General features: G+C 64.9%; 23 protein-coding genes and 1 pseudogene. 19 read left to right on the forward strand and 5 right to left on the reverse strand.

The genetic code is table 11. The features are described from left to right. Positions 1 to 153 precede the first annotated feature (153 nt). The 3 genes from CXY77_RS06890 to CXY77_RS06900 all read left to right on the forward strand — a co-directional run bounded on the left by CXY77_RS06890 (position 154) and on the right by CXY77_RS06900 (position 3,863). Positions 154 to 1,728, forward strand: coding sequence for a sugar ABC transporter ATP-binding protein (locus tag CXY77_RS06890; protein ID WP_104090100.1), 1,575 nt, complete (start codon positions 154 to 156; stop codon positions 1,726 to 1,728). Between the two features lie 2 nt (positions 1,729 to 1,730). Further along, on the forward strand, positions 1,731 to 2,708 hold the full coding sequence (locus CXY77_RS06895) for an ABC transporter permease (RefSeq protein ID WP_104090102.1): 978 nt from the start codon (positions 1,731 to 1,733) through the stop codon (positions 2,706 to 2,708). Positions 2,709 to 2,792: 84 nt separating this feature from the next. Then, positions 2,793 to 3,863: a substrate-binding domain-containing protein gene (locus CXY77_RS06900; protein WP_104090104.1), complete on the forward strand. Its 1,071-nt coding sequence runs from the start codon at positions 2,793 to 2,795 to the stop codon at positions 3,861 to 3,863. 83 nt (positions 3,864 to 3,946) lie between these two features. On the opposite strand, the gene CXY77_RS06905 is transcribed toward CXY77_RS06900, so the two are convergent. Then, positions 3,947 to 4,891: a sugar-binding transcriptional regulator gene (locus CXY77_RS06905; protein ID WP_104090106.1), complete on the reverse strand. Its 945-nt coding sequence runs from the start codon at positions 4,889 to 4,891 to the stop codon at positions 3,947 to 3,949. Positions 4,892 to 5,382: 491 nt separating this feature from the next. On the opposite strand from CXY77_RS06905, the gene CXY77_RS06915 reads away from it, so the two are divergent. From CXY77_RS06915 to CXY77_RS20850, 6 genes and pseudogenes are all read left to right on the forward strand, one after another. Next, entirely contained in the window at positions 5,383 to 6,420 is a 1,038-nt protein-coding gene (locus CXY77_RS06915; RefSeq protein WP_104090109.1) for an NAD(P)-dependent alcohol dehydrogenase, read from the forward strand. A gap of 24 nt (positions 6,421 to 6,444) precedes the next feature. After that, complete coding sequence (locus tag CXY77_RS06920; RefSeq protein WP_104090110.1) at positions 6,445 to 7,203, forward strand: SDR family NAD(P)-dependent oxidoreductase; 759 nt, start codon at positions 6,445 to 6,447, stop codon at positions 7,201 to 7,203. 137 nt (positions 7,204 to 7,340) lie between these two features. After that, positions 7,341 to 7,616 (forward strand): hypothetical protein, encoded by a 276-nt coding sequence (locus CXY77_RS06925; protein ID WP_233197294.1) that lies wholly within the window; start codon positions 7,341 to 7,343, stop codon positions 7,614 to 7,616. A gap of 275 nt (positions 7,617 to 7,891) precedes the next feature. Next, complete coding sequence (locus CXY77_RS06930; protein ID WP_104090113.1) at positions 7,892 to 9,301, forward strand: DUF222 domain-containing protein; 1,410 nt, start codon at positions 7,892 to 7,894, stop codon at positions 9,299 to 9,301. Between the two features lie 18 nt (positions 9,302 to 9,319). Next, positions 9,320 to 9,622, forward strand: a pseudogene (locus tag CXY77_RS20845) (hypothetical protein); the annotation flags it as partial. A gap of 39 nt (positions 9,623 to 9,661) precedes the next feature. Next, positions 9,662 to 9,913, forward strand: a complete 252-nt coding sequence (locus CXY77_RS20850; RefSeq protein WP_255409995.1) for an HNH endonuclease — start codon at positions 9,662 to 9,664, stop codon at positions 9,911 to 9,913. A gap of 342 nt (positions 9,914 to 10,255) precedes the next feature. On the opposite strand, the gene CXY77_RS06940 is transcribed toward CXY77_RS20850, so the two are convergent. Beyond that, positions 10,256 to 11,056 (reverse strand): HAD-IIA family hydrolase, encoded by an 801-nt coding sequence (locus CXY77_RS06940; protein ID WP_104090116.1) that lies wholly within the window; start codon positions 11,054 to 11,056, stop codon positions 10,256 to 10,258. A 220-nt stretch (positions 11,057 to 11,276) separates the two neighbouring features. On the opposite strand from CXY77_RS06940, the gene CXY77_RS06945 reads away from it, so the two are divergent. After that, positions 11,277 to 12,548 (forward strand): ATP-binding protein, encoded by a 1,272-nt coding sequence (locus tag CXY77_RS06945; protein WP_104090118.1) that lies wholly within the window; start codon positions 11,277 to 11,279, stop codon positions 12,546 to 12,548. A 13-nt stretch (positions 12,549 to 12,561) separates the two neighbouring features. Here the strand turns inward: CXY77_RS06945 and CXY77_RS06950 are convergent, their stop codons facing one another. Next, a complete protein-coding gene (locus tag CXY77_RS06950; RefSeq protein WP_104090120.1) occupies positions 12,562 to 13,206 on the reverse strand; it encodes a metal-dependent transcriptional regulator in 645 nt (214 codons plus the stop codon). A 21-nt stretch (positions 13,207 to 13,227) separates the two neighbouring features. Continuing rightward, positions 13,228 to 14,499, reverse strand: a complete 1,272-nt coding sequence (locus CXY77_RS06955; RefSeq protein WP_104090121.1) for an Nramp family divalent metal transporter — start codon at positions 14,497 to 14,499, stop codon at positions 13,228 to 13,230. A gap of 74 nt (positions 14,500 to 14,573) precedes the next feature. On the opposite strand from CXY77_RS06955, the gene CXY77_RS06960 reads away from it, so the two are divergent. The 9 genes from CXY77_RS06960 (at position 14,574) to CXY77_RS07000 (ending at position 22,291) form a co-directional block, all read left to right on the forward strand. Beyond that, positions 14,574 to 15,209: a TrmH family RNA methyltransferase gene (locus CXY77_RS06960; protein WP_104129865.1), complete on the forward strand. Its 636-nt coding sequence runs from the start codon at positions 14,574 to 14,576 to the stop codon at positions 15,207 to 15,209. Positions 15,210 to 15,251: 42 nt separating this feature from the next. Beyond that, positions 15,252 to 15,620 (forward strand): nuclear transport factor 2 family protein, encoded by a 369-nt coding sequence (locus CXY77_RS06965; protein WP_092338114.1) that lies wholly within the window; start codon positions 15,252 to 15,254, stop codon positions 15,618 to 15,620. 76 nt (positions 15,621 to 15,696) lie between these two features. Next, on the forward strand, positions 15,697 to 16,182 hold the full coding sequence (locus CXY77_RS06970; protein ID WP_092338112.1) for a DUF3151 domain-containing protein: 486 nt from the start codon (positions 15,697 to 15,699) through the stop codon (positions 16,180 to 16,182). Further along, a complete protein-coding gene (locus CXY77_RS06975) occupies positions 16,183 to 17,469 on the forward strand; it encodes an adenylosuccinate synthase (protein ID WP_104090125.1) in 1,287 nt (428 codons plus the stop codon). Positions 17,470 to 17,553: 84 nt separating this feature from the next. Next, the gene (locus tag CXY77_RS06980; RefSeq protein WP_104090127.1) at positions 17,554 to 18,348 is read left to right on the forward strand and encodes a GNAT family N-acetyltransferase; all 795 of its coding nucleotides are present in this window, start codon (positions 17,554 to 17,556) and stop codon (positions 18,346 to 18,348) included. Positions 18,349 to 18,723: 375 nt separating this feature from the next. Continuing rightward, positions 18,724 to 19,683 carry a DMT family transporter gene (locus CXY77_RS06985; RefSeq protein WP_338061534.1) on the forward strand — a complete coding sequence of 320 codons (960 nt, stop codon included), beginning with the start codon at positions 18,724 to 18,726 and terminating at the stop codon, positions 19,681 to 19,683. Positions 19,684 to 19,704: 21 nt separating this feature from the next. Continuing rightward, entirely contained in the window at positions 19,705 to 20,154 is a 450-nt protein-coding gene (locus CXY77_RS06990) for a chorismate mutase (protein WP_092338106.1), read from the forward strand. Positions 20,155 to 20,235: 81 nt separating this feature from the next. Further along, the gene (locus CXY77_RS06995; RefSeq protein WP_092338104.1) at positions 20,236 to 21,159 is read left to right on the forward strand and encodes an SDR family NAD(P)-dependent oxidoreductase; all 924 of its coding nucleotides are present in this window, start codon (positions 20,236 to 20,238) and stop codon (positions 21,157 to 21,159) included. A 121-nt stretch (positions 21,160 to 21,280) separates the two neighbouring features. Next, positions 21,281 to 22,291 carry an aldo/keto reductase gene (locus CXY77_RS07000; RefSeq protein WP_092338102.1) on the forward strand — a complete coding sequence of 337 codons (1,011 nt, stop codon included), beginning with the start codon at positions 21,281 to 21,283 and terminating at the stop codon, positions 22,289 to 22,291. Positions 22,292 to 22,338: 47 nt separating this feature from the next. On the opposite strand, the gene CXY77_RS07005 is transcribed toward CXY77_RS07000, so the two are convergent. After that, complete coding sequence (locus CXY77_RS07005) at positions 22,339 to 23,277, reverse strand: hypothetical protein (RefSeq protein ID WP_092338100.1); 939 nt, start codon at positions 23,275 to 23,277, stop codon at positions 22,339 to 22,341. Positions 23,278 to 23,283 lie beyond the last annotated feature (6 nt).

Here is a 23,283-nt window from a genome sequence, read left to right on the forward strand (position 1 = left end):
CCTTGGCGGCGCTCAAGGTTAGCACTTCGCTCATTTGTGCACGCTAGTTTCTCATATGTATTTTTTGAGGTTAGAGTTTGAAAACATCCGTTTTACGTGGTTGATCGCAATGAGGCTCTGTCACCAGCACTCCTTGCGCGAAAGGTGAGGCTAATGACAGACGAATTGGGCACCCTGGAGTGCCGCGACCTGACCAAGGCATTCGGTGGCGTACCGGTGCTCAAGGGGATCTCGCTGTCGCTGGCTCCCGGAACCATCACTGCTCTGGCGGGTGAAAACGGCGCCGGCAAATCCACGCTCATGAAGATTGCGTCCGGCCAGTACCGGCCAGACTCTGGTGAAGTGCTGGTGCGTGGAGAGAGCCTGCCGAGCGGTAATCCGCAGGCGGCGTATCGTCTCGGGGTCGCCATCGTTCCGCAAGAACTCGCCTCTGTTCTCGAGATGACGGTCTATGAGAATATCTTCATCGGCCGCGAACTGCGCGGGCCGCTGGGCCTGCGGCGCCGGGCCATGATCGACTCCGCGCGGGAGATTCTGCACGTCTTCGGCGTCGATATTGAGCCGACTCAACGCATGGGGAGCCTGCCGGTCGGCCTGCGCCAGATCGTCGAAATCGTGAAGGCCACCAACACCGGAGCACGTGTCATTCTGCTCGACGAGCCCTCCAGCGCGATCGCTGAGCGTGAAGTTGGCCGGCTGATCGAGGTAATGCGCACCCTGCGCGACCGCGGAGTCGCCCTCCTGTTCACCACTCACAAGATGGAAGAAATGCGCGCACTCGCCGACCGCGTTCTGGTGCTGCGGGACGGTGAGCTCGTGCTCGATGAGCCCCTGCGCAACCTCACCGACGACGACATCGTCACGGCCATGATCGGTCGCGAACTCGAAGGCCTCTTTCCCGAACTTCCCGAGCCTGGAACAGAAATCGTGCTGGCGATCGACAACCTGCAGGTCATCGGTGCTGGCGCCCCACTCAGCCTCACCGTGCGCCGCGGCGAGATCGTAGGCCTGGCAGGGCTCGTCGGCGCCGGTCGAACGGAACTCTTGGAAACTGTGTTCGGCATTCGCAAGAGCACGGCCGGCTCGATTGCCGTGAAGGGTGTCACGGTCAAGGGAGGCACGCCGGCAGCGGCAATTGCGGCACGCATGGCCTTTGTACCGGAGGATCGCAAGGGTGCCGGTGCCATCCTCTCGATGAGTGTGCTCGACAACGCCACGCTGCCCCGGATCCAGCAATTCTCGGCGGGGGGACTGCTGCGGCAGGGCCTCCGACGTTCGCAGGTTCGCGAAGCCATGGACGCCGTGAAGCTGCGCAGCCGAGGCCTGGACCAGTCCATGGAGACGCTGTCGGGAGGTAACCAGCAGAAGGTGGTGCTCGCACGCTGGCTCACCTCCCCGGTTGACGTCCTCATCCTCGATGAGCCGACCCGTGGTGTTGACGTGGGTGCCCGTAGCGAGATCTACCGCATCATCGTCGACCTCGCAGCGGAAGGCATGGCCGTCGTCATGGCATCCAGCGATATGCCGGAAATTCTGAGCCTGTCGCACACGGCACTTGTCCTGCGAAACGGCATCATCGCCGGTGAGCTCAACGCCGAGCAGCTGGCGCATCCCGGGGTGCAAGACACGATCTTTCGGCTGGCCAGCGGACTCGATGGCATCGACCCCGCCGCATTGACCGTTCCCGCCAGTGCAGACCCGTCCACGAACAAGCAGAAGGACAACTGAGCATGACAATTACCCAGGACACCACGCGACGATTCTCCGGCAAATGGTTGCAGGACCTCGCGGTTCGCTACGCGATGGTGATCGTGATGGTTCTCATCATCTCGTTCTTCCTCTATCGCAGCGCACGATTCGGAACCGTCGACAATGTCGTCACGATCCTCATCGCTGCGGCGCCGTTTGCGCTGATCGCACTCGGTCAGACCCTCGTTATTCTCACCGGCGGTATCGACCTGTCCGTCGGCAGCATCATCGCGCTCAGTGCGATGTCGGGCGCCCTGACCGCCAAGACGTTCCCCGACCGCATCTGGCTGGCACTGCTCGTGGCCGTGGCCGTGGGCCTCATCGCCGGTTCGATCAACGGGTTGGTCGTCTCGGTGATCAACGTGCCACCGTTCATTGCGACGTTGGGCATGCTTACCCTGGCATCCGGCCTGGCCTTCGTCGTGGGCGGGGGCGCACCAATCAACGGGATGCCGGAAGCCTACGGCCAGATCGCCAACACTGAAATCTTCGGGCTGACGATCCCCGTGATCCTGATGATCGTCAGCATCGTGGGTTTCGGCATCATGATGAAGCGAACCGCCTACGGGATGCGCGTCTACGCCGTCGGCGGCAATCGTCTGGCCGCCGAGATCGCCGGTGTCAAAACCGGGCGCATCCTGTTCAGCGTCTACGCGATCAGCGGCGCGCTCGCGGGGCTCTCCGGAATTATGCTCTCCTCGCGCGTGATCAGCGGGTCGCCGAACCTTGGCCAGGGCTACGAACTCGACGCCATTGCGGCCGTCGTGATCGGCGGCGCCAGCCTGCTCGGTGGCCGCGGCACCATCTGGGGCACTGCGCTCGGGCTCCTGCTCATTCAAACCCTCAATAACGGACTCGATATCCTCACTGTCCCCGCCTACTGGCAGGACGTCATCAAGGGGGTGCTCATCGTCACGGCCGTCGCGGTCGACGTTTGGGCCTCCAAACGACGCGTTTAGCTTCGTCGCCACGCACTTGGCCCACGTGCATTCGCACTGGCGCCATCCACTCCCGGCACCGGGAAACTCAACACGGAGGAATCAATGAAGATCACAGGCAACATCCGTCGCGCGACCGGAATCGCGATTGCAGGGCTCACCGCGCTCTCGCTCACCGCGTGCGGCGCGGGCGACCCCACGGCCAATCAGGGCGCGGACGCCGGCGACCGGGTCACGATCGGTGTGACGGTTTACGACATGTCGTCGTTCATTACTGAGGGCAAGGAAGGCATCGACCGTTATGCGGAAGAGAATGACATTGACATTCTCTGGAATTCAGCGGGCATGGATGTCAGCACCCAGGCGAACCAGATCGACCAGTACATCAGCGCTGCCGTTGACGCCATCGTCGTCGTACCGGTGCAGCTCGAGACCCTCCAGCCGCAGGTTGCTGCGGCCAAGACTGCCGGCATTCCGTTCCTTGACGTGAACGCAACGCTGAACAATTCCGAAGTTGCCGGCAGCGTTCAGCCCGACGACGTCGCGGCTGGCGAGCAGGAAGCCGAGATGATGATGGAAGCCCTCGGCGGCTCCGGAAATGTCGTGATCCTGCAGGGCCCCCTCGGCGGATCCGGTGAAATCAACCGTGGCCAGGGAATCGACAACGTCCTGGCCGAAAACCCCGGAATCACCGTTCTGGCCAAGGACACGGCCAACTGGAGCCGCGACGAAGCCATCAACAAGGTCAAGAACTGGATCTCCGCGTTCGGCGGCGACATCGACGGTGTCATCGCCCAGAACGACGACATGGGCCTCGGCGCCGTGCAGGCGCTGCGCGAAGCCGGCATCGAGGGCGTGCCCGTTGTGGGTATCGACGGCATCGAAGACGGCCTGAACGCTGTTCAGAACGGTGACTTCATCGGCACGAGCCTGCAGAACGGTACCGTTCAGCTCGCCACCGGTGTCGCGGTCGCCGCAAAGATCGCCCGCGGAGAAGACGTCGACAAGAACCTCGTCTACCTCATGCCCCCGATCACGACCGACAACGTCGGTGACGCTATCGAGCACGTTGTCAGCGACCGTCCGACGTTCCTCGACGCGCTCAGTGAACTGATCGCTGGCAACCTCATCACGGGCGATATCGCCTTTGAAAACCTGCCGGGACAGGGCGAGTAGCTAGCGTCCTATTGACACAACGGTTTCGCCGCTGGCGAGAAAGTTTTCTCGCCAGCGGCGAAACCGTTTGCGTGTGCGCCGGGTCACTGAACTCGCTGGGCGCCGCCCAGAAGTCGTTGGGCCGTGTGGGAATCGGTCGCCAGAATCGTCACAATCCCGGTATTGAGCGCCGCCCGCAACGCCTCCGTCTTCTTCGCACCACCGGCCACGACGATGACCTCGGGAATATCACGCAGCTGGTCGATGTCGATCGCGAGCGTGCGGCCCTCGAGGGCCGGCACGCGCTGGCCTCGCTCATCGAGCAGGGTGGCGCTGATCTCGGCGCGTACGCCGCGTGCGAGCAGTTCGGCGCGCTCCTCGCCGCTGAGGCCATCACTGAGTTGCGACTCCGGTGGTTCCCAGCTGCCGACCGCGAGCACCGCCTTGGTGACTCGGCTCATCCGCTGAAATGTGGCTTGAATGGATGGCTGACGTTTGAAAGCTTCGGCAGCCTGCGAATCGGAAACGACGAGCGGGGCATAGATCGGGTACGGGCGACCGCCAGAAATCTCGCAGATTCGTCGCACCAGATCGCTGGAGGTCTGGCTAGGATCCCCGGCCAGGCCGGTGAGCTGCACGACATCGCAAGGCGCGAGCCGGTCGAGCTGATCCACGATGGCCGTGAGGGTGCGTCCACTCGCAATGCCCAGCACGTCGGACTCCGTGACGATCTCGATAAGCAGGTTGGCCGTAATCCGCCCCAGTTCGGTGCGAATGGCCGGGCTGAGATCGGTGGTCGTGTTGGCCACAATCGCCCGGTTCAGTCCGTAGGCCTTCGCCAGTCGAGAAGCGAGATCGGCGTGCAGGGTGCCGGGGGTATTCACCCGAATGGTGACGAGCCCGGTTTCTCGGGCGCGCGCGAGAAGACGAGCGACTTTGAAGCGTGACATGTCGATATCGTCCGCGATTTCGACGAGAGATTTTCCGGCGCGATAGTGCTGCTGGGCGACAAAAGCCATCTGAACAAGTTCGCTGGGACCGATATCCATGACTCTCCTTGACCTCGGGCTCTACGCGAGTATCCATTCTCGCACGCTAATTCTCTCATATGAGCGGGCAACTTGACATTTGAGTACGGCCCCATCAGGATAAAGATCTAGACAAAAGAGAGTGTCCGGGGTTCATGTGAGCGACAACGACGTTTCGGTGCTGGAAGCAGCGTGTGCCTTCATACGGCGAGCAGCACCCCGAGGATTCGTGGGCGACTTTCACCACGGCGATTGCCGCTGCGAAGGCCGGGGCGGGTTTGACTGACCCGATTGTGGGCCTGGCCATCGCAGGGCAATGCCACAGACTCGTCGCCCTCGACCGCACCCATCGGGTCGTTCGATTGGCGGATGTTGCCGGTCGGCGTTGACGGCGGCGTCACCTCAGTGGTGGCCGACTCCGCCCGCTCCCTGGGCGCCGAATACATCGTCTCCGGCCGAGCCCTATTTTTCAGTCCCTACGAATCCCACCCAGTTCAGAGAGAAGACTAGTCATGGCCAGTTCATCCACGCTCCCGGCGACAATGCGAACGAGCGTTTTGCTGAAACAACAGGACTTGACGATCGAGGACCGTGCCGTGCCCACGGCCGGCGCCGATGAGGTGCTTGTAAAGGTGGCCGCGGTCGGCGTCTGCGGCTCCGACGTGCACTACTACCGCGAAGGCCGAATCGGCGACTTCATCGTCGATGCCCCTCTGGTTCTGGGCCATGAGCTCAGCGGCACCATCGTGGCGGCCGGAGTGGACGTCGATCCCGCTCGCGTGGGGGAGCGCGTGGCCGTGGAACCGCAGCGCGCCTGCCGGCTGTGTCGGGAATGCCGCGCGGGCCGGTACAACCTGTGCTCCAAGATGGAATTCTACGCAACCCCGCCCATCGACGGTGCCTTCTGCGGCTACGTGACGATCCAGACCGAATTCGCCCACGCAATTCCCGACTCGGTGTCGTTTGAGGCTGCCGCCCTGCTGGAGCCGCTCTCGGTCGCCATCGCGAGCATCCGCAAGGCTGGTATCGTCCCCGGGTCATCGATTCTCATCGCCGGCGCCGGCCCGATCGGCATTATCACCGCCCAGACCGCGCGGGCCTTCGGCGCGAGCGAGATCATCGTCTCCGACCTGATTGCAGCCAAGCGTGAGCGTGCGCTAAAGTTCGGAGCCACCCGGGTCATCGACCCCGTGGCCGAAGACCCGGCAACGCTGGGCCTTGACGTGAACGCGTTCATCGACGCCAGCGGTTCCGCGCGGGCCGTGGACAGCGGCATCCGCTCGGTGCGGCCAGCCGGCACGGTCGTTCTGGTGGGGCTCGGCAACCCCGAGATGATCCTGCCGGTGTCGCAAATTCAAAACCTGGAACTGACCGTCACCGGCATCTTCCGCTACGTGGACACCTGGCCGACCGCTATCCACCTGGTCGCCTCCGGACAGGTCGACCTCGACTCGCTCGTGACCGGCAAATTCGACCTGGAGCATGTCGCGGAAGCCCTCGACAGTGATCGGAACGAAGACAGCCTCAAGTCCATCGTCTACCCGAACTAGTCCCGAGAGAAACGGAGCACCACCATGAATGTATTCAGCCTCGAAGGAAGAACAGCCCTGGTCACCGGCGGCAACCAAGGGCTCGGCAAGGCCTTCGCGTTCGCGCTGGCCCAGGCCGGCGCCCACGTCGCAATCGCCGGGCGAAGCGCCGAACGCAACGCCGCCGTTGCGGTGGAGGCCAAGGCTGCCGGGTATGACTTCGTCACTATCCAGGCCGACATCACCAAAGACGATCAGGTCGCCCGCATGACCGAGGAAGCCATCACCGGCCTCGGCAAGATCGACATTCTCGTGAACAACGCCGGCACCTGCTACCACGCACCGGCATTCGATGTCACCGACGACGAATGGGCCGCGGTCTGGGACCTCAACGTTCGCGCGCTCTGGAAAGCGAGCCTGTCGGTTGGTGCCCACATGCGCACCGAGGGCAAGGGCGCCATCGTCAACATCGGCTCGATGTCGGGGATCATCGTCAACCGCCCGCAAATGCAGCCCGCGTACAACGCCTCGAAGGCGGCCGTGCACCATCTCACCAAGTCTCTGGCGGCCGAATGGGCCCCATTCGGAATCCGCGTGAACGCGGTCGCCCCCGGCTATGTCAAGACCGAGATGGCACCGGTCGACCGGCCCGAATTCCAGCGTTACTGGGTTGAAGACGCACCGCAGCAAAGGTTCGCCCTGCCCGAGGAGATCGCGCCCTGCGTGGTCTTCCTGGCCAGCGAAGCAGCGTCGTTCATCACCGGTTCGATACTCGTCGCCGACGGCGGCTACACGGTCTACTGATCTGGCAGCCCTCAGCAATCGTTCGCGTCGTGGTCAACTCCGCCACCGATGTCGTGCTCGAGAATATCGAAATACCCGTTCCCGGCGCCAATGAGGTGCTCGTGTGCTCCACCGTGGTGGGAATCTGCGGGTCGGACATGCACGCCGCGCACGGGCGGCATTCGTTCATGTCGTTGCGGTTTCGGCCAGGCCACGAGGTCGTCGGCGTCGTCTCTGGTGCGGGAGCGGATGTTGACCCCGCATGGATCGGCGCTCGTGACCGTGGGAACGAGCGCCCCGTAGGTTCGACCGCGTGGCCGAAAGCTACACGCGCGAGCGGATGCTGCCGGCGCGGCCGGCCGCGCCGGCAGCTGTGGCCAGCCTGGAGCGGTCATGAGCACGAAGCACCCGAAAATGCGCGGGCTCGTGGCTGAGTTTTGAAGCCCTTCGGGGCTGACGTTGATTCTGTGGTCCCGGCGCAAACGTTTGGGCACATTCGTGATGAAAAATCAGTCATAAATTCGTAGGCTTGGCGCTTACAGTAGACGCTTCGACGATGAATCACGCCTGATGCTCCCTGTTTTTCCTCATAAACGTGGCCTCATTGGTGACGAGCGTAAATCAGGCGGCCCAATTTCTCGCGGGGATTATTTTTGAGGTTCTCTCGCTTTTGTATTCGATCTACGGTAGAATTGGCGTGAAGGAGGCAATGGCGCCCATGTTCATGGAAAACCCGAGCGAGGCCAGTTCGAACCCGGTCGTTGCGGCGGTGGAGCAGGCTCGGGAGATTCTGTTGGCGGCGTTGGGTGGGGTGTCGTTGGGGTTGCTGGGCGATGAAGAATCACTGACCCTGCTGCTGGCGGTGGAGAGCGTGGGCCGGGTCGTCGACGGGGCCCGGGTACTCTCCACGACCGATGTGCTGCGCCGTTCCCAGTACTTTGATGCTGCCGCAGCGAAAGCCGCCGCGAAGGCTGCTGTTGATCAGAGTGCCGCCGCCGCGCAGAATGCCGCCCGGGAGAAGGCTGGTTCGGGCAAGGCTGCTGCGGAATCCGTGATCCCGGAGGGTGCTGCGGCTTCTCCGAGCGTGGCGGGTGAGGGTGCGGCGGCGGCTCTGGCTGCGCCGACGCTGGCCCGTCGGCTCGGCTGCCGCAGCGGCGTCGAACTCGTCTGCACCCTCGCCCGACTGTCCCGCAGCGAGGTGCGTCAGCGGTCCGCGCTCGGTGAGAAAGCCGGCCAGCGAATGCTGCTCGGCCGCCCGCTGGCCCCCATCTACCCGGTGCTCGGGGAGGCCCTGCAGGGCGGGGAGCTCGGGTTGGAGCAGGCCCGGGTGATCGTGCAGGTGCTCGACGGCCTGCGCTCCTCCGTGCTGGTGGAGGACCTCGACCGGGTCGAACGCTCTCTGGTGGCCAGCGGCTCCGGGGCGATCACTCCCGAAACCGAGGGGCTCCCCGGTGCCGGCATCGCCTTCGCGCCGGAGTTGCTGCGGCAGCAGGGCATCCAGTGGAAGGCACGCCTCGCCCCCGACGGCACCGCGCCCGGCGAGACCCCGACCGAACGGCGCAGCTGGCTCACCTTCGGCACCCTCAGCAACGGCGGCTACAGCCTCAGCGGCTGGTTCACCACCCTCGACCGCGCCATCGTTGGCAACGTTTTTGATGCGTACCTGTCCGCCGCGGCGGCCAACCCCGTTCCCGGTGCCGGAGGCACTGCGACCCCGGCGTCCGGCACCGCCTCTGGCACGGCTTCCGGCGCGGCGTCCGGTACGAGTCGAGTTTCCGACGCCACTCCGCGCGCGCTGGTCGCGTTCCGTGAGACCGAACCCGAACCCGACACCACAAACGACAATGACGAGAACGGCGAGACCGAAGCTGGGGTCGACGGCGCGCAGATGGGTATCGACGGCCAGAACCGCCAGAACAACCAGAACTGCGACAACGAAGCGGCACAAGAAGCAACCAGCGAGGCGCGGAACGCCACCGCGGCGGGCCAAGCCACCGAAATTGGCCAGGCGGGCGAGGCGGGTGCGAAAATGGAGGGCAGCGACACGCTCGGCACCGACCCACCCGACCCGCTCAGCCCCGACAGGATCAGTCCCGCTGCGCTCAGTCCGTGTCCGTAGCAACCCGACGACACCCGCTCCCGTAGTGAAAAGCAAGCCAGCATCCTCCGCGCCGCGTTCGAAGCCGCAGCCCGGCACCCCGACACCCCCACCATGGGCGGCGCCGCCCCCACCGTGCTCGTACACATCAACATCACCGACCTCCTCGCCGGCCGCGGCGCCGGCTGGATCGACGGCATCGACGGCCCCCTCACCCCCCACCAAGTCGACGAACTCATCTGCGCCGGCGGCTACCAACCCATCCTGTTCGGCCACACCGGCACAATCCTGCACCTCGGCACCAGCAACCGGTTCTTCACCGCCAGTCACCGCCGAGCATTGGCCGCCCGCGATGGCGGCTGCGTCATCCCCGGCTGCACCGTGCCACCCCACCTCACCCAGGTTCACCACGTCGTTCCCTGGCAGAAAGGCGGCCTGACCGACATCGACAACGCCGTCCTGCTCTGCAACGCCGGCCATGCCAGCATCGACACCTCCGGCTGGGACATCGACATGCGAGACGGCCGCCCCTGGATCCGCGGCCCGCTCCTGTTCGACCCCACCCAAACCTGGCGCCCCGCCGGCCAAAACCGCGCCGCCACACCAGCCGAGAAACCCAACTGGGACAAGTAGCCCGAACTGCACTCGACCGACGGAATGGCTGGGCGGCGCAGCCAGCCATCGCAGGACTGTGGCGGTCTCGATAGGCTCGACCAGGGGTTGCTGCGGTTCTCGCGATCAGATACGGGGCTCTGGCCGGTTCGACCAACGGGGGTGTTCCCGAGATCGGATGCGGGGTTGCCTTGGCCCGCTCGACCCGGGGATGATGGCGTTCCCGAGATCGGCGCGGCGATCCCGTGGCTGCTCGACCATCCTCGACCAGCGGAGGGTGGTACCCGGGGCGTTCGGTGGTGGCTGTTCCGTGGCGATCTCAGGCGGGGCAACGCCGTAGGCCGGCGCCTGTGGAGGAGGCGCCTAGATCTCGTCACTCTCGATGAGCTCCGGCGAGAGCAGCTCGTGCACGCCGGCCACGATCTCATCGGGCCGAAACGGGTAGCGGTTGATTTCGGCTTCGTCGCTGATGCCGGTCATTACGAGAATGGTGTGCAGCCCGGCCTCAATGCCCGCGACGATGTCGGTGTCCATGCGGTCGCCGATCATGCCGGTGTTCTCCGAGTGCGCGCCGATCTTGTTCATCGCCGAGCGGAACATCATGGGGTTGGGCTTGCCGACGACGTAGGGTTCCATGCCGGTGGCCTTGGAGATCAGCGCCGAGATCGCGCCGGTCGCCGGCATCGGGCCGTCCTTGCTGGGCCCGGTCGCATCGGGGTTGGTCGCGATGAATCGCGCGCCGCCCAGAATCAGCCGGATCGCCTTGGTAATCGCCTCGAACGAGTAGTTGCGCGTCTCGCCGACGACCACGTAGTCGGGGTCGGTCTCGGTCATGATGAACCCGGCCTCGTGCAGCGCGGTCGTGATGCCGACCTCACCGATCACGAAGGCGGTGCCGCCGGAAACCTGCGACTTCAGAAAATCCGCCGTCGCGAGGGCGGAGGTCCAGATGCGGTCCTCCGGCACATTCAGCCCGCTCGAACGCAGCCGGGCGCTCAGGTCGCGCGGGGTGAAAATGGAGTTGTTGGTGAGCACCAGAAACGGCGTGCCCGAGTCGGTCCACTGCTGCAGCAGCTCGGCCGCCCCCGGAAGGGCCTGGTTCTCGTGCACGAGCACACCGTCCATGTCGGTGAGCCAGCATTCGATCTCGTCGCGTCGTGCCATCAGGCGCTCCTTTTCGTCGACTCTCAGCCTAGCTGCGCGACGTTTCCCCGCGGTTACGGGTATCGCTCAAATAAGCGGATGCCGCCGCGTGCTCCCACGTCGCCGCTCGACGGGCCTCAGCCACCAATTTCGGAAATAGTAAAGTACGGCCTCCGGAAACGGTAACGCACAGGGACTTGAAACAGTAAAGTATGAGCCCCAGAAATGGTAACTTAGCCCTATGGACTACTCGCCGCGCATCGTCGATGCCGAATTGACAGCCATGCTCGCCGGGTTGCCGGCCATCGCCCTCGACGGGCCAAAGGCTGTCGGAAAGACTGCCACAGCGTCGCGGAGGGCTGGGTCCATCATTCAGCTCGACGATCCGGATCAGCTCGCATTGCTGCAGGCAGACCGCGAGCGGATAACGAGGTTGTCGCGCCCGGTTTTGCTTGATGAATGGCAGACGTTTCCAGCGATTTGGGATACCGTTCGCCGCAGCGTCGACCACGATGCACGGCCAGGTCAGTACATCCTGGCCGGCAGCGCAAGCCCGACGAAGGCGCCTGCGCATTCCGGTGCCGGCCGTATTGTGCACCTGCGGATGCGACCGATGGCCTTCTCCGAGCGGCAGCTCACCCCGCCTACAGTCTCACTAGCGACTCTTCTTGCCGGCCCGCCTGCAGCAATAGAAGGCGCAAGCCCACTGGCTTTGGAGGACTATGCCTCCGAGGTGACGCGGTCGGGGTTTCCGGCGATCCGACTCCAAACGAAGGAATATAGATCGGCAACGCTCGACGGCTATCTCTCGGCAATCGTTGAGCACGATTTTCCCGAGGCGGGGTATGCGGTCAGGCGTCCGGCAACGCTCAGAGCGTGGCTGGCGGCCTACGCTGCAGCCAGCTCGACGACGGCGAGTTACGACAGCATTATCCGCGCGGCGACTCCGGGCGATGCAGTCAAACCCTCAAAAGCCACCGCGCAGGACTACCGGGAAATGCTCACCAAGCTGTGGCTCTTGGACCAGGTTCCCGGCTGGCTGCCGAGCAGAAATCGCCTCAAAGGATTGGGGCAGGCGCCCAAGCACCACCTCGCCGACCCTGCGCTGGCCGCGCGCCTCCTCCGTGTTTCAGCGGAGACGCTCATCAATAAGGCAGATATCGGCCCGGCTGAACTTCGCAACGGTCCGATGCTGGGCGCTCTGTTTGAATCCCTGGTGACTCTGAGCGTGCGCGTCTATGCACAAGCTGCGGGGGCATCTGTGCATCATTTGCGAACCCACGGCGGCGAGCACGAAGTGGATCTCATTATCGAGCGACCGGACGGCCGGGTGGTGGCGTTGGAAGTAAAGCTGTCCGGAACCGTAGACGATAAGGACACGCGGCATCTGAGATGGCTGGCCGATGAGATCGGCCCGGACCTCGTGGATTCGGCGGTTATCACGACCGGAAAAGTCGCCTATCGGCGCACTGACGGAATTGCGGTAATTCCCTTGGGGCTGCTCGGTCCGTGAAAGCTGCCCAGCCTCAGGCAGTCACCCAGATTGACGCGGCCGCAGCGGGCGTGACCAGGCGACTCTGGCCATCCGCTAGAACGATGGTCAAGGGCGCGCTGAGTGTGAACTCGGTGCCCGGCCCGATCAGGTCGGCGGCGAGCTCGCGCAGCACGGACGGGTCGCGGTCACTGATTCGCAGCACGGCAGCCCGGTGCCCGACCGTGGCGTCGGCCAGCAGCACGGCCGGCGGCCGCAGCACGGTGCCATCGGCGGCCGGAATCGGGTCGCCGTGCGGATCGTGCGCCGGAAAACCGAGCCGCGCGTTGATGGCTTCGAGCAGGCGATCCGAGATGGAGTGCTCGAGAATCTCGGCTTCGTCGTGTACCTGGTCCCAGCCATAGCCCATCTCGCCGACCAGCCAGGTCTCGATCAGGCGATGCCGCCGCACGACGGCGGTCGCACGCAGCCGGCCGGCATCCGTCAGCGCCAGTGGGCCGTAGGGAACGTGGGTGATGAGCCCGCTCGCGGCAAGCTTTTTGACCATTTCGGTGACGGATGACGGTGCCACGCCCAGTCGCACCGCGAGCGCCGACGGGGTGATCAAATCGGTCTGCCACTCGGTGTGGGCATAGATGGTCTTGAGGTAGTCCTCGGCCGCGCCGGTCGTGTGCGTCATAACCCTCTCAGGGTATCCGGGTCACGCGCCGGTGAACACCAGTACGAGCAGTACCACGTTCAACGCCACCAGCGCCAACGCGCAGACGACCCCGGCAGCGGTCGTGAACCAGCGATTGGTGAAGGTTCCCAGCAGGCCGCGCTGGGCGGTGAGCCAGACCAGCGGAATCAGCGCGAACGGAATGCCGAACGACAACACAACCTGGCTGAGCACGAGCGCCTGCGTGGGGTCGAACCCCACCCCGAGAATGAACAGCGCCGGAATCAGCGTGACCAGTCGGCGCAGCAGCAGCGGAATGCGCACGTGCAACAGGCCGTGCATGATCTCGGCCCCCGCATAAGCCCCGACCGAGGTCGAGGCGAGCCCCGACGCGAGCAGCCCGACGGCGAACAGGGTCGCAACGATCGGCCCGAGCGTGTCCTTCAGCGCCGCGTAAGCGCCCTCGAGCGTGTCGGTTCCATCCACACCCTGCAATGCGGATGCCGCGAGCAGCAGAATCGCCAGGTTCACCGTTCCGGCGATCGCCATGGCAATGGTGACGTCCCACTTCGTGGCCCAGAGCAGGCGACGCGTGGCCACGATGCCCTGCCACTCCGGAAACCGGTCACGGGTGAGCGACGAATGCGCGTAGATGGCGTGCGGCATGATCGTGGCACCCAGGATGGATGCGGCGAGGAGCACCGAGTTCGACCCCTCGAAGCGGGGCACCATTCCGGCGAGCACGCCACCGCCATCCGGCGGGGAGATAAAGACGCCGGCCGTGAAACCGATCGTGATAATGAGCATGAGCGCGATGATGACGCGCTCGAAGATGCGCGGCCCCCGTCGAGAATGCACCATGAGCACGACCATGGAGATGGTGCCGGTGATCACGCCGCCCCAGATGAGCGGCAGGTCGAACAGAAGGTTGAGGGCGACCGCGCCGCCGATGATCTCGGCCAGGTCGGTGGCCATGGCAACGAGTTCGGCCTGGATCCAGTACAGCCTGCGCGCGGTGGGCCGCTTCATGCGCACGCCGAGGATCTCGGGCAGGCTCGCCCCGGTGACGATGCCGAGCTTCGCCGAGAGGTATTGGATGAGCCAGGCCATGACGTTGCCGGCGACCACCACCCAGACCAGCAGGTAGCCGTAGCGGGCACCGGCGGTCATATTGCTCGCGACATTGCCCGGGTCGAGGTAGGCGACCCCGGCGACGAGGGCCGGTCCGAGCAGCCAGAGCAGGCGGCTGGAGGCGACCGTGGTGGGAGCCTTGGCGAGCACGCGGTCAGGGGCGGGGGCATCCGTTTTAGACATACCGAAACCCTAGCCAGAATTTAGGCGCACCGAAACCCCAATTCTGGGCGGAGTTGGCAGGATACGGTTGGGTAGTGCCAGAATCTGCAGTCGACAACTCCACGCCAGAGCGCTCAACCTACGGCGTCGGTCCCTGGCCGGGGGAACGGCCGAGCGAAGACCGTTACGACGCCGACCTGCTCGAGCACGGCGACACCCGCAACGTGATCGACCGCTACCGCTACTGGAATATGGCCGCGATCGTGGCTGACCTGGACGAGCATCGGCATCCGTTTCACGTGGCCATCGAGAACTGGCAGCACGACATGAATATTGGCTCGATCGTGCGCAGCGCCAATGCGTTCGGCGCCGACACGGTGCATATCATCGGCCGCAAGCGTTGGAATAAGCGCGGCGCCATGGTCACCGACCGTTACCAGCACGTGCTGCACCACGTGGATGTCGCCGCGTTCGTCGAGTGGTGTTTGAAGGGTGACTTGCCGATTATCGCCATCGACAATGTGCCCGGCAGCGTCATCATCGAGACGTTTATATTTCCCGAACGCTGCGTGCTTCTGTTCGGTCAGGAAGGCCCCGGCCTGTCGGAAGCGGCCATCGCCGCCGCCGATTCCATCGTCGAAATAAGCCAGTTCGGCTCGACCCGGTCGATCAACGCCTCGGCGGCCGCCGCCGTGACCATGCATGCCTGGGTGGTTCAGCACCGGTTCTGATCTTTACTGGTTTGCGGGCTGAATACGGGCTAGCGTGACGGTATGACTGCGATCACTGACGATCTTCCGGCCCGACTCCTCCACGAAGAAAACGCCGGATGGGAGGCCATTCTGGGCGGGAACGGCGGCGCCTACTACCAGCGCGAAATGACCGACGACGGTCTGATGATTGTGCCGGGGGCCGTCATTACGCGCGACCAGGTCACCGCCTACTTCGACCAGGCGGCTCCGTGGGAGAGCTACGGCATTCACGAACCCGCCATCATTCGCCTCGGCGAGCACGCCGGTGTCGTCGTCTACAAGGCGATCGCCCGTCGCGGCGAGGTCGTCGCCGAGCTGAACATGTCGACGACCTACCTGTTCGTCAACGGTGGCTGGCGGGTCGCGGCGCGGCAGCAGAGCCAGGCCTAACCATTTAGGGACTGGCGTTTCAGGCTCGTCTGGCCCGTCGCCGGGGAGACCGGCCCCGGGCTTGATAGCATTCAGTGTGACCGGCGACAATTTGATTTCAGAGCCCGAGACCCTTCTTCCCGCGGAACCGGAGGTGCTCGAAGCCCTGCGGCGAACCGCGAGGAGCGAGATCGCCGGCGTCGTGCAGGTGCATCCGACCTCTCCGCTCGCCTGGGCTGAACTGGCCGATGCGACCCACTCTGAGGGGCGCATCCTCGAGTCGTATGCCTACGCCCGCGTCGGGTACCACCGCGGACTCGACGCCCTGCGTAAGGCTGGCTGGCGCGGCCACGGCCCCATTCCGTGGCGCCACGAACCCAACCGCGGTGTGCTCCGCGCCCTGTTCGCGCTGCGCCGCGGTGCCGAGGAGATCGGTGAGGCCGAGGAGGTCTCCCGCCTGACGGCTTTTTTGACGGATGCTGACGTGGACGCCATCGACATTATCGGGGCCCTTTACACCGGCAGCCCGGGTTTCGACCCGGCGCCGCCCACCGAAGCTTTCGTTATTCGAGGAGAAGACTAAATGCCCGCGATCGTACTCATCGGAGCCCAGTGGGGCGACGAGGGCAAGGGTAAGGCCACCGACCTGCTCGGCAGCCGGGTCGACTATGTCGTCAAGTTCAACGGCGGCAACAACGCTGGGCACACCGTCGTCGTCGGCGACGAGAAGTATGCGCTGCACCTGCTGCCGTCGGGCATCCTGAGTCCTGGTGTTACCCCGGTCATCGCCAACGGCGTTGTCGTCGACGTCGAGGTGCTCTTTGAAGAGCTCGACGCTCTCTCGGAACGCGGCGTCGATGTCTCCCGGCTCAAGGTAAGCCTGAACGCCCACGTCATCACCGCGTATCACCGCACCCTCGACAAGGTCACCGAGCGTTTTCTCGGCAAGCGCCAGATCGGCACCACCGGGCGCGGCATCGGCCCGGCCTACGCCGACAAGATCAACCGGGTCGGCATTCGCGTGCAGGACCTGTTCGATGAGAACATTCTGCGCCAGAAGGTCGAGGGAGCCCTCGACCAGAAGAACCATATGCTGGTCAAGGTCTACAACCGCCGTGCCATCGAGGCCGAGGAGATCGTGAGCGAACTGCTCGGTTACGCCGAACGCTTACGTCCCATGGTTACCGACACCGCCCTGCTGTTGCACCAGGCCCTGAACGCCGGCAAGACCGTATTGTTCGAGGGCGGCCAGGCCACCATGCTCGACGTCGACCACGGCACCTACCCGTTCGTCACGTCGTCGAACGCCACCTCCGGCGGCGCGGTGACCGGCAGCGGCATCGCCCCGAACCGCATCGACCGCGTCATCGCCGTGGTCAAGGCGTACACGACCCGCGTCGGCAGCGGCCCGTTTCCCACCGAACTGTTCGACGAGTCGGGCGAATACCTGCGCTCCAACGGCTTCGAGTTCGGCACCACCACCGGGCGCCCGCGCCGCTGTGGCTGGTACGACGCCCCGATCGCCCGCTACACCGCGCGCATCAACGGCGTCACCGACTTCGTGCTGACCAAGCTCGACGTACTCACTGGTCTGGCCGAGATTCCCGTCTGTGTGGCCTACTCGGTCGATGGCGTGCGCGTTGAAGAAGTTCCGGTCTCGCAGAGCGACTTTCACCACGCCGTTCCGATCTACGAGAACTTCCCCGGCTGGACCGAGGACATCACCGGCGTGCGCACCTTCGACGACCTGCCGCAGGCCGCGCAGAACTACGTACTCGCCCTCGAGGGCATGAGCGGATCGCGCATTTCCGCGATCGGCGTCGGCCCCGACCGTGAAGCCATCGTGGTGCGGCACGACCTGATCGACTAGAAGTAATCGCCAACCGGGCCCCCAATCTGCCCGGTTGGCACAATCAGGGCACAATTCCTCACTTTGACCTGTCACACTAGGCGAGTGAACGCCGTGAGACCCCATTCCCTGACCTTGACCGGTCGTTTTGTGCAGCTGCAACCGCTCGGAAGTGCGGTGCTGCCCGACTTGGCGCGCGCCATCGCGCACCCCGAAGTCTTCGCCGCGGGCTATGGCGGCGGCCCGGCCACGCTGCACCGCGATGTCGACAGCTTCATCAAATGGGCACACGACTACTTTCAGTGGGAAAGCCTGCCCTACGTGGTGCGTCTGCTCGGCGGCCCCAACGATGGCGACGTCGTCGGCACCACGACCCTCGCCGACATCGACGAGGTAAACGAGTCGATCCACCTCGGCTGGACCGCCTACGACCCGCGGGTCTGGGGCACCGCTGTCAACGCCGAAACCAAACTGCTCGTGCTCGGCACCGCCTTCGAGAACGGCTTCGGCCGGGTCAAGATTCAAGCGGATGCCATCAACGAGCGTTCCCGCGCCGCCATCCTCGGCATCGGGGCCACATTCGAGGGCATCCTGCGCCGCGACCGCCCGCGCGCCGACGGAACCTGGCGAGACAGCGCCGTCTACTCGATCCTCGCCGACGAGTGGCCGGCCGTGCGCGCCGGGCTCGAGGCACGCCTTGATGCGTTCGAGGGCCGGTTCGTCACCTACCGCAGCCTGCGACCGGCCGGTCCAAGCGGCACCATCAGCGGCGGCGGGCCGCGGGGCGGCTTTGGTCCGAGCGCGGGAAGTGCTCCTGAGGCTGCTTCGGGTGCGGCCGGTCCGGTCCCGGAATCTGGAAGCGATGCGGAGCAGAGCGCCGGGGCCGACACGTCCCAGTAGGTGTTGTGTTCGGCACCTGGCTGGTGGCGAATTCAGAAAATCTGGGACGCGACGGCCGATTCGAGGCCGTTTCGGCCGGTCCTGGCGAGGACTTCCTGGCTTAGCCACCGAGGCAGCCCGAGCCATCCGTCATAATTCCTGCAAATTGCTCATGGCGGACTTTCAGTTCCGCATAATCAGGGGCACGGTACTGCCGCCGGCGACAGATTGCAGGAGTTATGCGGCGACGACCCGGCGAGACCGGGTTTCGTCGCCTTGACCGGGGTGGACGTCAGGCGGGGGGCGTGCAGCATCCGCTGCCATTCTTCGGCGCTTTTCCGACCTTGTGCTCTGGCGCCGGCACTGGTGCGCCGACGCCAGCTATAGGCTCGGAACGTGTCCCCGACCCCTCCCGCCAGCAAGAGCCTCATCCTGCTGCAATTTCTCGGTATGGGGCTGATCTGGGGCTCTAGCTTTCTGTTCATGAAAATCGCTCTCGACGGGGTCAGCTTCGGGCAGATCGCCTGGTCGAGGCTCGTGCTCGGTGGGCTGACCCTGGGGCTGATCGTGCTGGTGAACCGTCCGCGCATAGGCAACGGGCCGGTACTGCCGCGGGAAGGCGTGGTGTGGCTGCACTTTCTGGTGATTGCAATTAGCGGATGCGTGATTCCACACCTGCTCTTCGCCTGGGCCGAGCAGTACGTCTCCTCGAGCCTCGCGAGCATCTACAACGCCGTCACTCCGATCATGACCGCGCTCATGGCGACACTCGCGTTTCGGGTGGAGAAGCTCGTGCGTGCGCAGGTGGCCGGTGTCGTGCTCGGCATCATCGGTGTCGTCGTGATCATCGGGCCCTGGCAATATTCCTCGCTCACCGGCGACCTCTGGGGCCAGCTCGCCTGCCTCGGCGCTGCGGTCTGCTACGGCTTCACCTTCGGCTACACCCGCCGGTTTCTGAGTGGGCGCCCAATTGCCGCGAGCACGTTTGCTTTTCTCAATATCGGCATCGCTGGCGGGATCATGCTGCTGCTCACCCCAGTTCTGGCCTCGAGCCCGGTGCACCTGACGCTGCCGATCGTGCTGTGCCTGCTGGCCCTCGGCGCGCTCGGCACCGGCCTGGCCTACATCTGGAACATCAACGTTCTGCGCGCCTGGGGGCCGACCAACGCGTCCACGGTTACCTACGTGACGCCCGTCGTTGGCGTGGTGCTGGGGGTGCTCGTGCTGGCCGAAACATTCTCCTGGCACGAGCCGACCGGGGCGCTGTTGGTGCTGCTCGGCATCCTGCTGACGCAGAAACGCTTGCGATTCAGCTGGCTGCGGCCCGGCGGCCGGGAGGCGGCGGCATCCGCTTAGGCCATGCATTATCGTAAAAGTATGGTCGTACACGAGGAGTTACCCGGCGACGCTGACGCTGCTGCGATTGCGCAGCTGCACAGCATTCGCGAAAGCATCGACAATATCGACGCCGCGCTCATTCATCTGCTGGCCGAGCGATTCAAGTTCACCCAGCAAGTTGGGCGGCTCAAGGCAGCGCACGGGCTGCCGGCCGCCGACCCGGCGCGTGAACTCATGCAGATCGATCGGCTGCGCGGCCTCGCCGAGGAGGCCCATCTCGACCCGGCCTTCGCCGAGAAGTTTCTCAATTTCATCATCGCCGAGGTCATCCACCACCACGTGAAGATCGCCGGTGGGGATGCTGTGCAGCCGGGGCGGGCCGCCGGCTCTGCGCCGACTTCCGCTGCTGTCGCCGAGCAGGCCGCTCCCGCGCAGCCGCACCCGCTTCCGCACCCGCCGACCGCGCACGTACCGAGCTCGGCGTCGTGACTCCCGCCGGCTCGGAGATCTCGGCGCTGTGACCGTCGAGACAGACGTTTTCGGGCGTCAGCTCGTCGCCGAGCAGGACTCATGAACTGGAACCCGCGGGCTCTGCCCGACCAGACCGGCAAGACCTTTGTCGTCACCGGTGCCAACGCCGGCCTCGGCTACTTCACTAGCGAGCAGCTCGCCGGCGCGGGCGCCCACGTCGTGCTCGCCTGCCGTAACCCGGTGAAAGCGGATGCCGCGGCCTCGGCGATTCGCGCCCGCGTGGCGGGGGCATCCGTTTCGGTGTTGCAGCTCGATGTCGCCGATCTGCAGTCAGTTCGCGACGTCAGCGAAACCCTGCGCGCTTTTCCTCGCCTCGACGGCCTGATTCTCAACGCTGGAATCGTGCACCCGCCGACGGATCGCGCCGTGAGCCTCGACGGCAACGAGCTGGTCTTTGCGACGAACTTTCTCGGGCATTTTGCTTTGACTGCGGGGTCGCTCATGGCCTTGCGGCGTACTCCCGGCAGCCGGGTCGTGTCCCTCGGGTCGCTGATCTCCCGGCTGATGGATTCCTCGCTTGACGATTTGCAGCTGGCCACCACGTATAACGGGTGGAAGGCGTACGCGCAGTCCAAGATCGCAATGCAGGTGTTCGGGTTCGAGCTCGATCGACGGTTGCGGGCCAATGGGGCGGGCATGGTGCAGTCGCTGGTGGCGCATCCGGGATATTCGATTTCGGGGTTGACCCCCACCCTTCCCGGTGTCAACGAAATCACCCCGGCCAAGCGGGTCATCGACGGCCTGCAAACGCTGGTCGGCGCGCAGGGCAAGCATCACGGAGCCTGGTCGACAGTGCGTGCCGCGATCGACCCGGATGCCCACGGCGGCGACTACTTCGGCCCGCGCCTGCTCACCCGCGGTGCGCCAACCCGTCAGCCGGCGACCCGCACCTCCCGAGACCGAGCGGTCGCGAGTCGTCTCTGGGAGCGAGCTGAGACCCTCATCGGCGAGCCGTTCCTCTAGGTGTTCACGCGAAAGCGCAAAAAGTGCCCGATTGGACCTCTCAATCGGGCATTTTTTGCGCTCTCGTGAGACGGCACGTAACACGAGGGACCCCGAGGCACCGCGCGGCTATCCTGACAAGATGACTTCATCGCCCGCCATCCAGACCGCAGTCACACTGGGAGACGGACTCACCGTCAGCCCGCAGGGCTATGGAGGCATGTCGCTCACGCCGGTCTACGGCCCGATCGATCCCGACGATGCCCTGCGCACGCTGACGCACGCCGTTGACTCGGGCCTCACCTTCATCGACACGGCCAACGTCTACGGCAACGGGTTGAGCGAACGCACCATTGCCCGATTGATCGCCACCCGACGCGATGAGGTGCAGCTGGCGAGCAAGTTCGGCATCCTTTCGGGCGGGGGAATCGGTGCACGCGGCATCCGTGGTGATCGTGCCTACGTGTTCGAGCAGATCGATCTGAGCCTCGCGCGCCTCGCCACCGACCACCTGGACCTCTACTACCAGCACCGGGTCGACCCCGACGTGCCCATCGAAGAGACCGTCGGGGCCCTCGCCGAACTGGTTCAGGCGGGCAAGATTCGCCACATCGGTCTCTCCGAACCGACTGGTGACGAGCTGCGCCGCGCTGCCGCCATTCACCCGATCGCCGCAGTGCAGTCCGAGTGGAGCATTATCAGCCGAGACGTCGAGCGGCACGTTGTCCCTACCGCGATCGAGTTGGGCGTCGGGTTCGTCCCGTATTCGCCTCTGGGTCGCCAGTGGCTCACCGGGCGATTCGACCGCAGCGCGCTCACTGATGCAGACGGGCGGCATAAGTTTCCCCGGTTCACCCCGGATGCCCTCGCCGCCAACCAGCCCATTCTCGACGAGGTGATCGCGGTGGCTCGCGAGGCGGCAGTTTCACCAGCGCAGGTCGCGCTTGCCTGGCTCTATGACAAGGGTCGTACCCTCGGGCTTGCTCTGTCCCCGATCCCCGGGTCGCGTTTCACCGAGCGAGTGGACGAAAATCTCGCGGCCACGAACATCCGTCTCGATGCCGCACACGTAGCGCGCTTGGACGCGCTCGCGGACCGCATCGTCGCGGCCCGATCATTCAACCCCCAGTGGGTCTCAGCCGGTCGCGAGTAGCGACTCTCGTTCCTCGCGAAGGCGCAAAAAGTGCCCGATTGGGCCTCTCAATCGGGCACTTTTTGCGCTTTCGCGACAGGACGCCAGCCACCGGCCATGAGCGCCACCGTTACTCTGCGGATCACCTCTGGGGGATTGTGGAGGTGGGATTTGTTGATGCGGATCACCCGCCACCTCTCCTCCATGAGCGCGTCGAGGCGGTCAACATCCCAGTGGAACTGGTTCTCGTCGGTGCGATGCTGCCCGCCGTCGTACTCGAGCAGAACACGATATCGGCGAAAGACCAGGTCGCCGGTGGCGAGCTTCACCCCGGTGCGACTCATGATGATGGCATTGACCTCCGGTTCGGGCAGGCTGGCCCGCACGATGAGCAGCCGCAGGTCGGTCTCGCGGGGTGAATCGACGCCGGGTCGTATCCAGATCAGCGCCTCGCGCAGCAGCTTGACGCCCCGTCGCCCCGAATACCGTCGAACGGCGGCGAGCAGGTCACGCATCTCGGCGAACGGATGCTTGCGGCGCACGAGCGTGTCGCCAATCCGGATGAGGTCGTCGAGCCCAAGCATGGTGGACAGCTGGCACCAGGTGTCCACCGCACTTGTGACGCGCACGCCGCGCACCGCAACGACGGTGACCGTCTTGGGTGCGACATGGTGGCCGCGGACACCGAGTACCCGGTCGCGCAGGGTGGGTTCCTCCGTCGAGACATGAATAGTTTGCGTGTGTTCAACGGCAAAAGGCATCGGGAGCCCGTGCACGCGCGCAGCCGTCACATGGCTGAAGAAGTCTGATTCGGACATCCGCTGTGCGTAGGCGCGGATGAGAAGGTCTGCCGAGCTGCTATCTGCACGCGGGGTGCGCGTTGCAGGAAAGGGGCGCGCTAGGTCGGACGCGCGCATCCGCTTCTTGGACAGGCCCGCGTCACTGCCTTCGGCCGTGCTGAATGGACGCCCCTCGAAGTCCAGCGGCAGCCTGCGAGCTCGATTCATGCCAAC

Origin of the sequence: Cryobacterium sp. N21 (assembly GCF_002929575.1) — a bacterium.
Taxonomy (GTDB): Bacteria; Actinomycetota; Actinomycetes; order Actinomycetales; family Microbacteriaceae; genus Cryobacterium; species Cryobacterium flavum.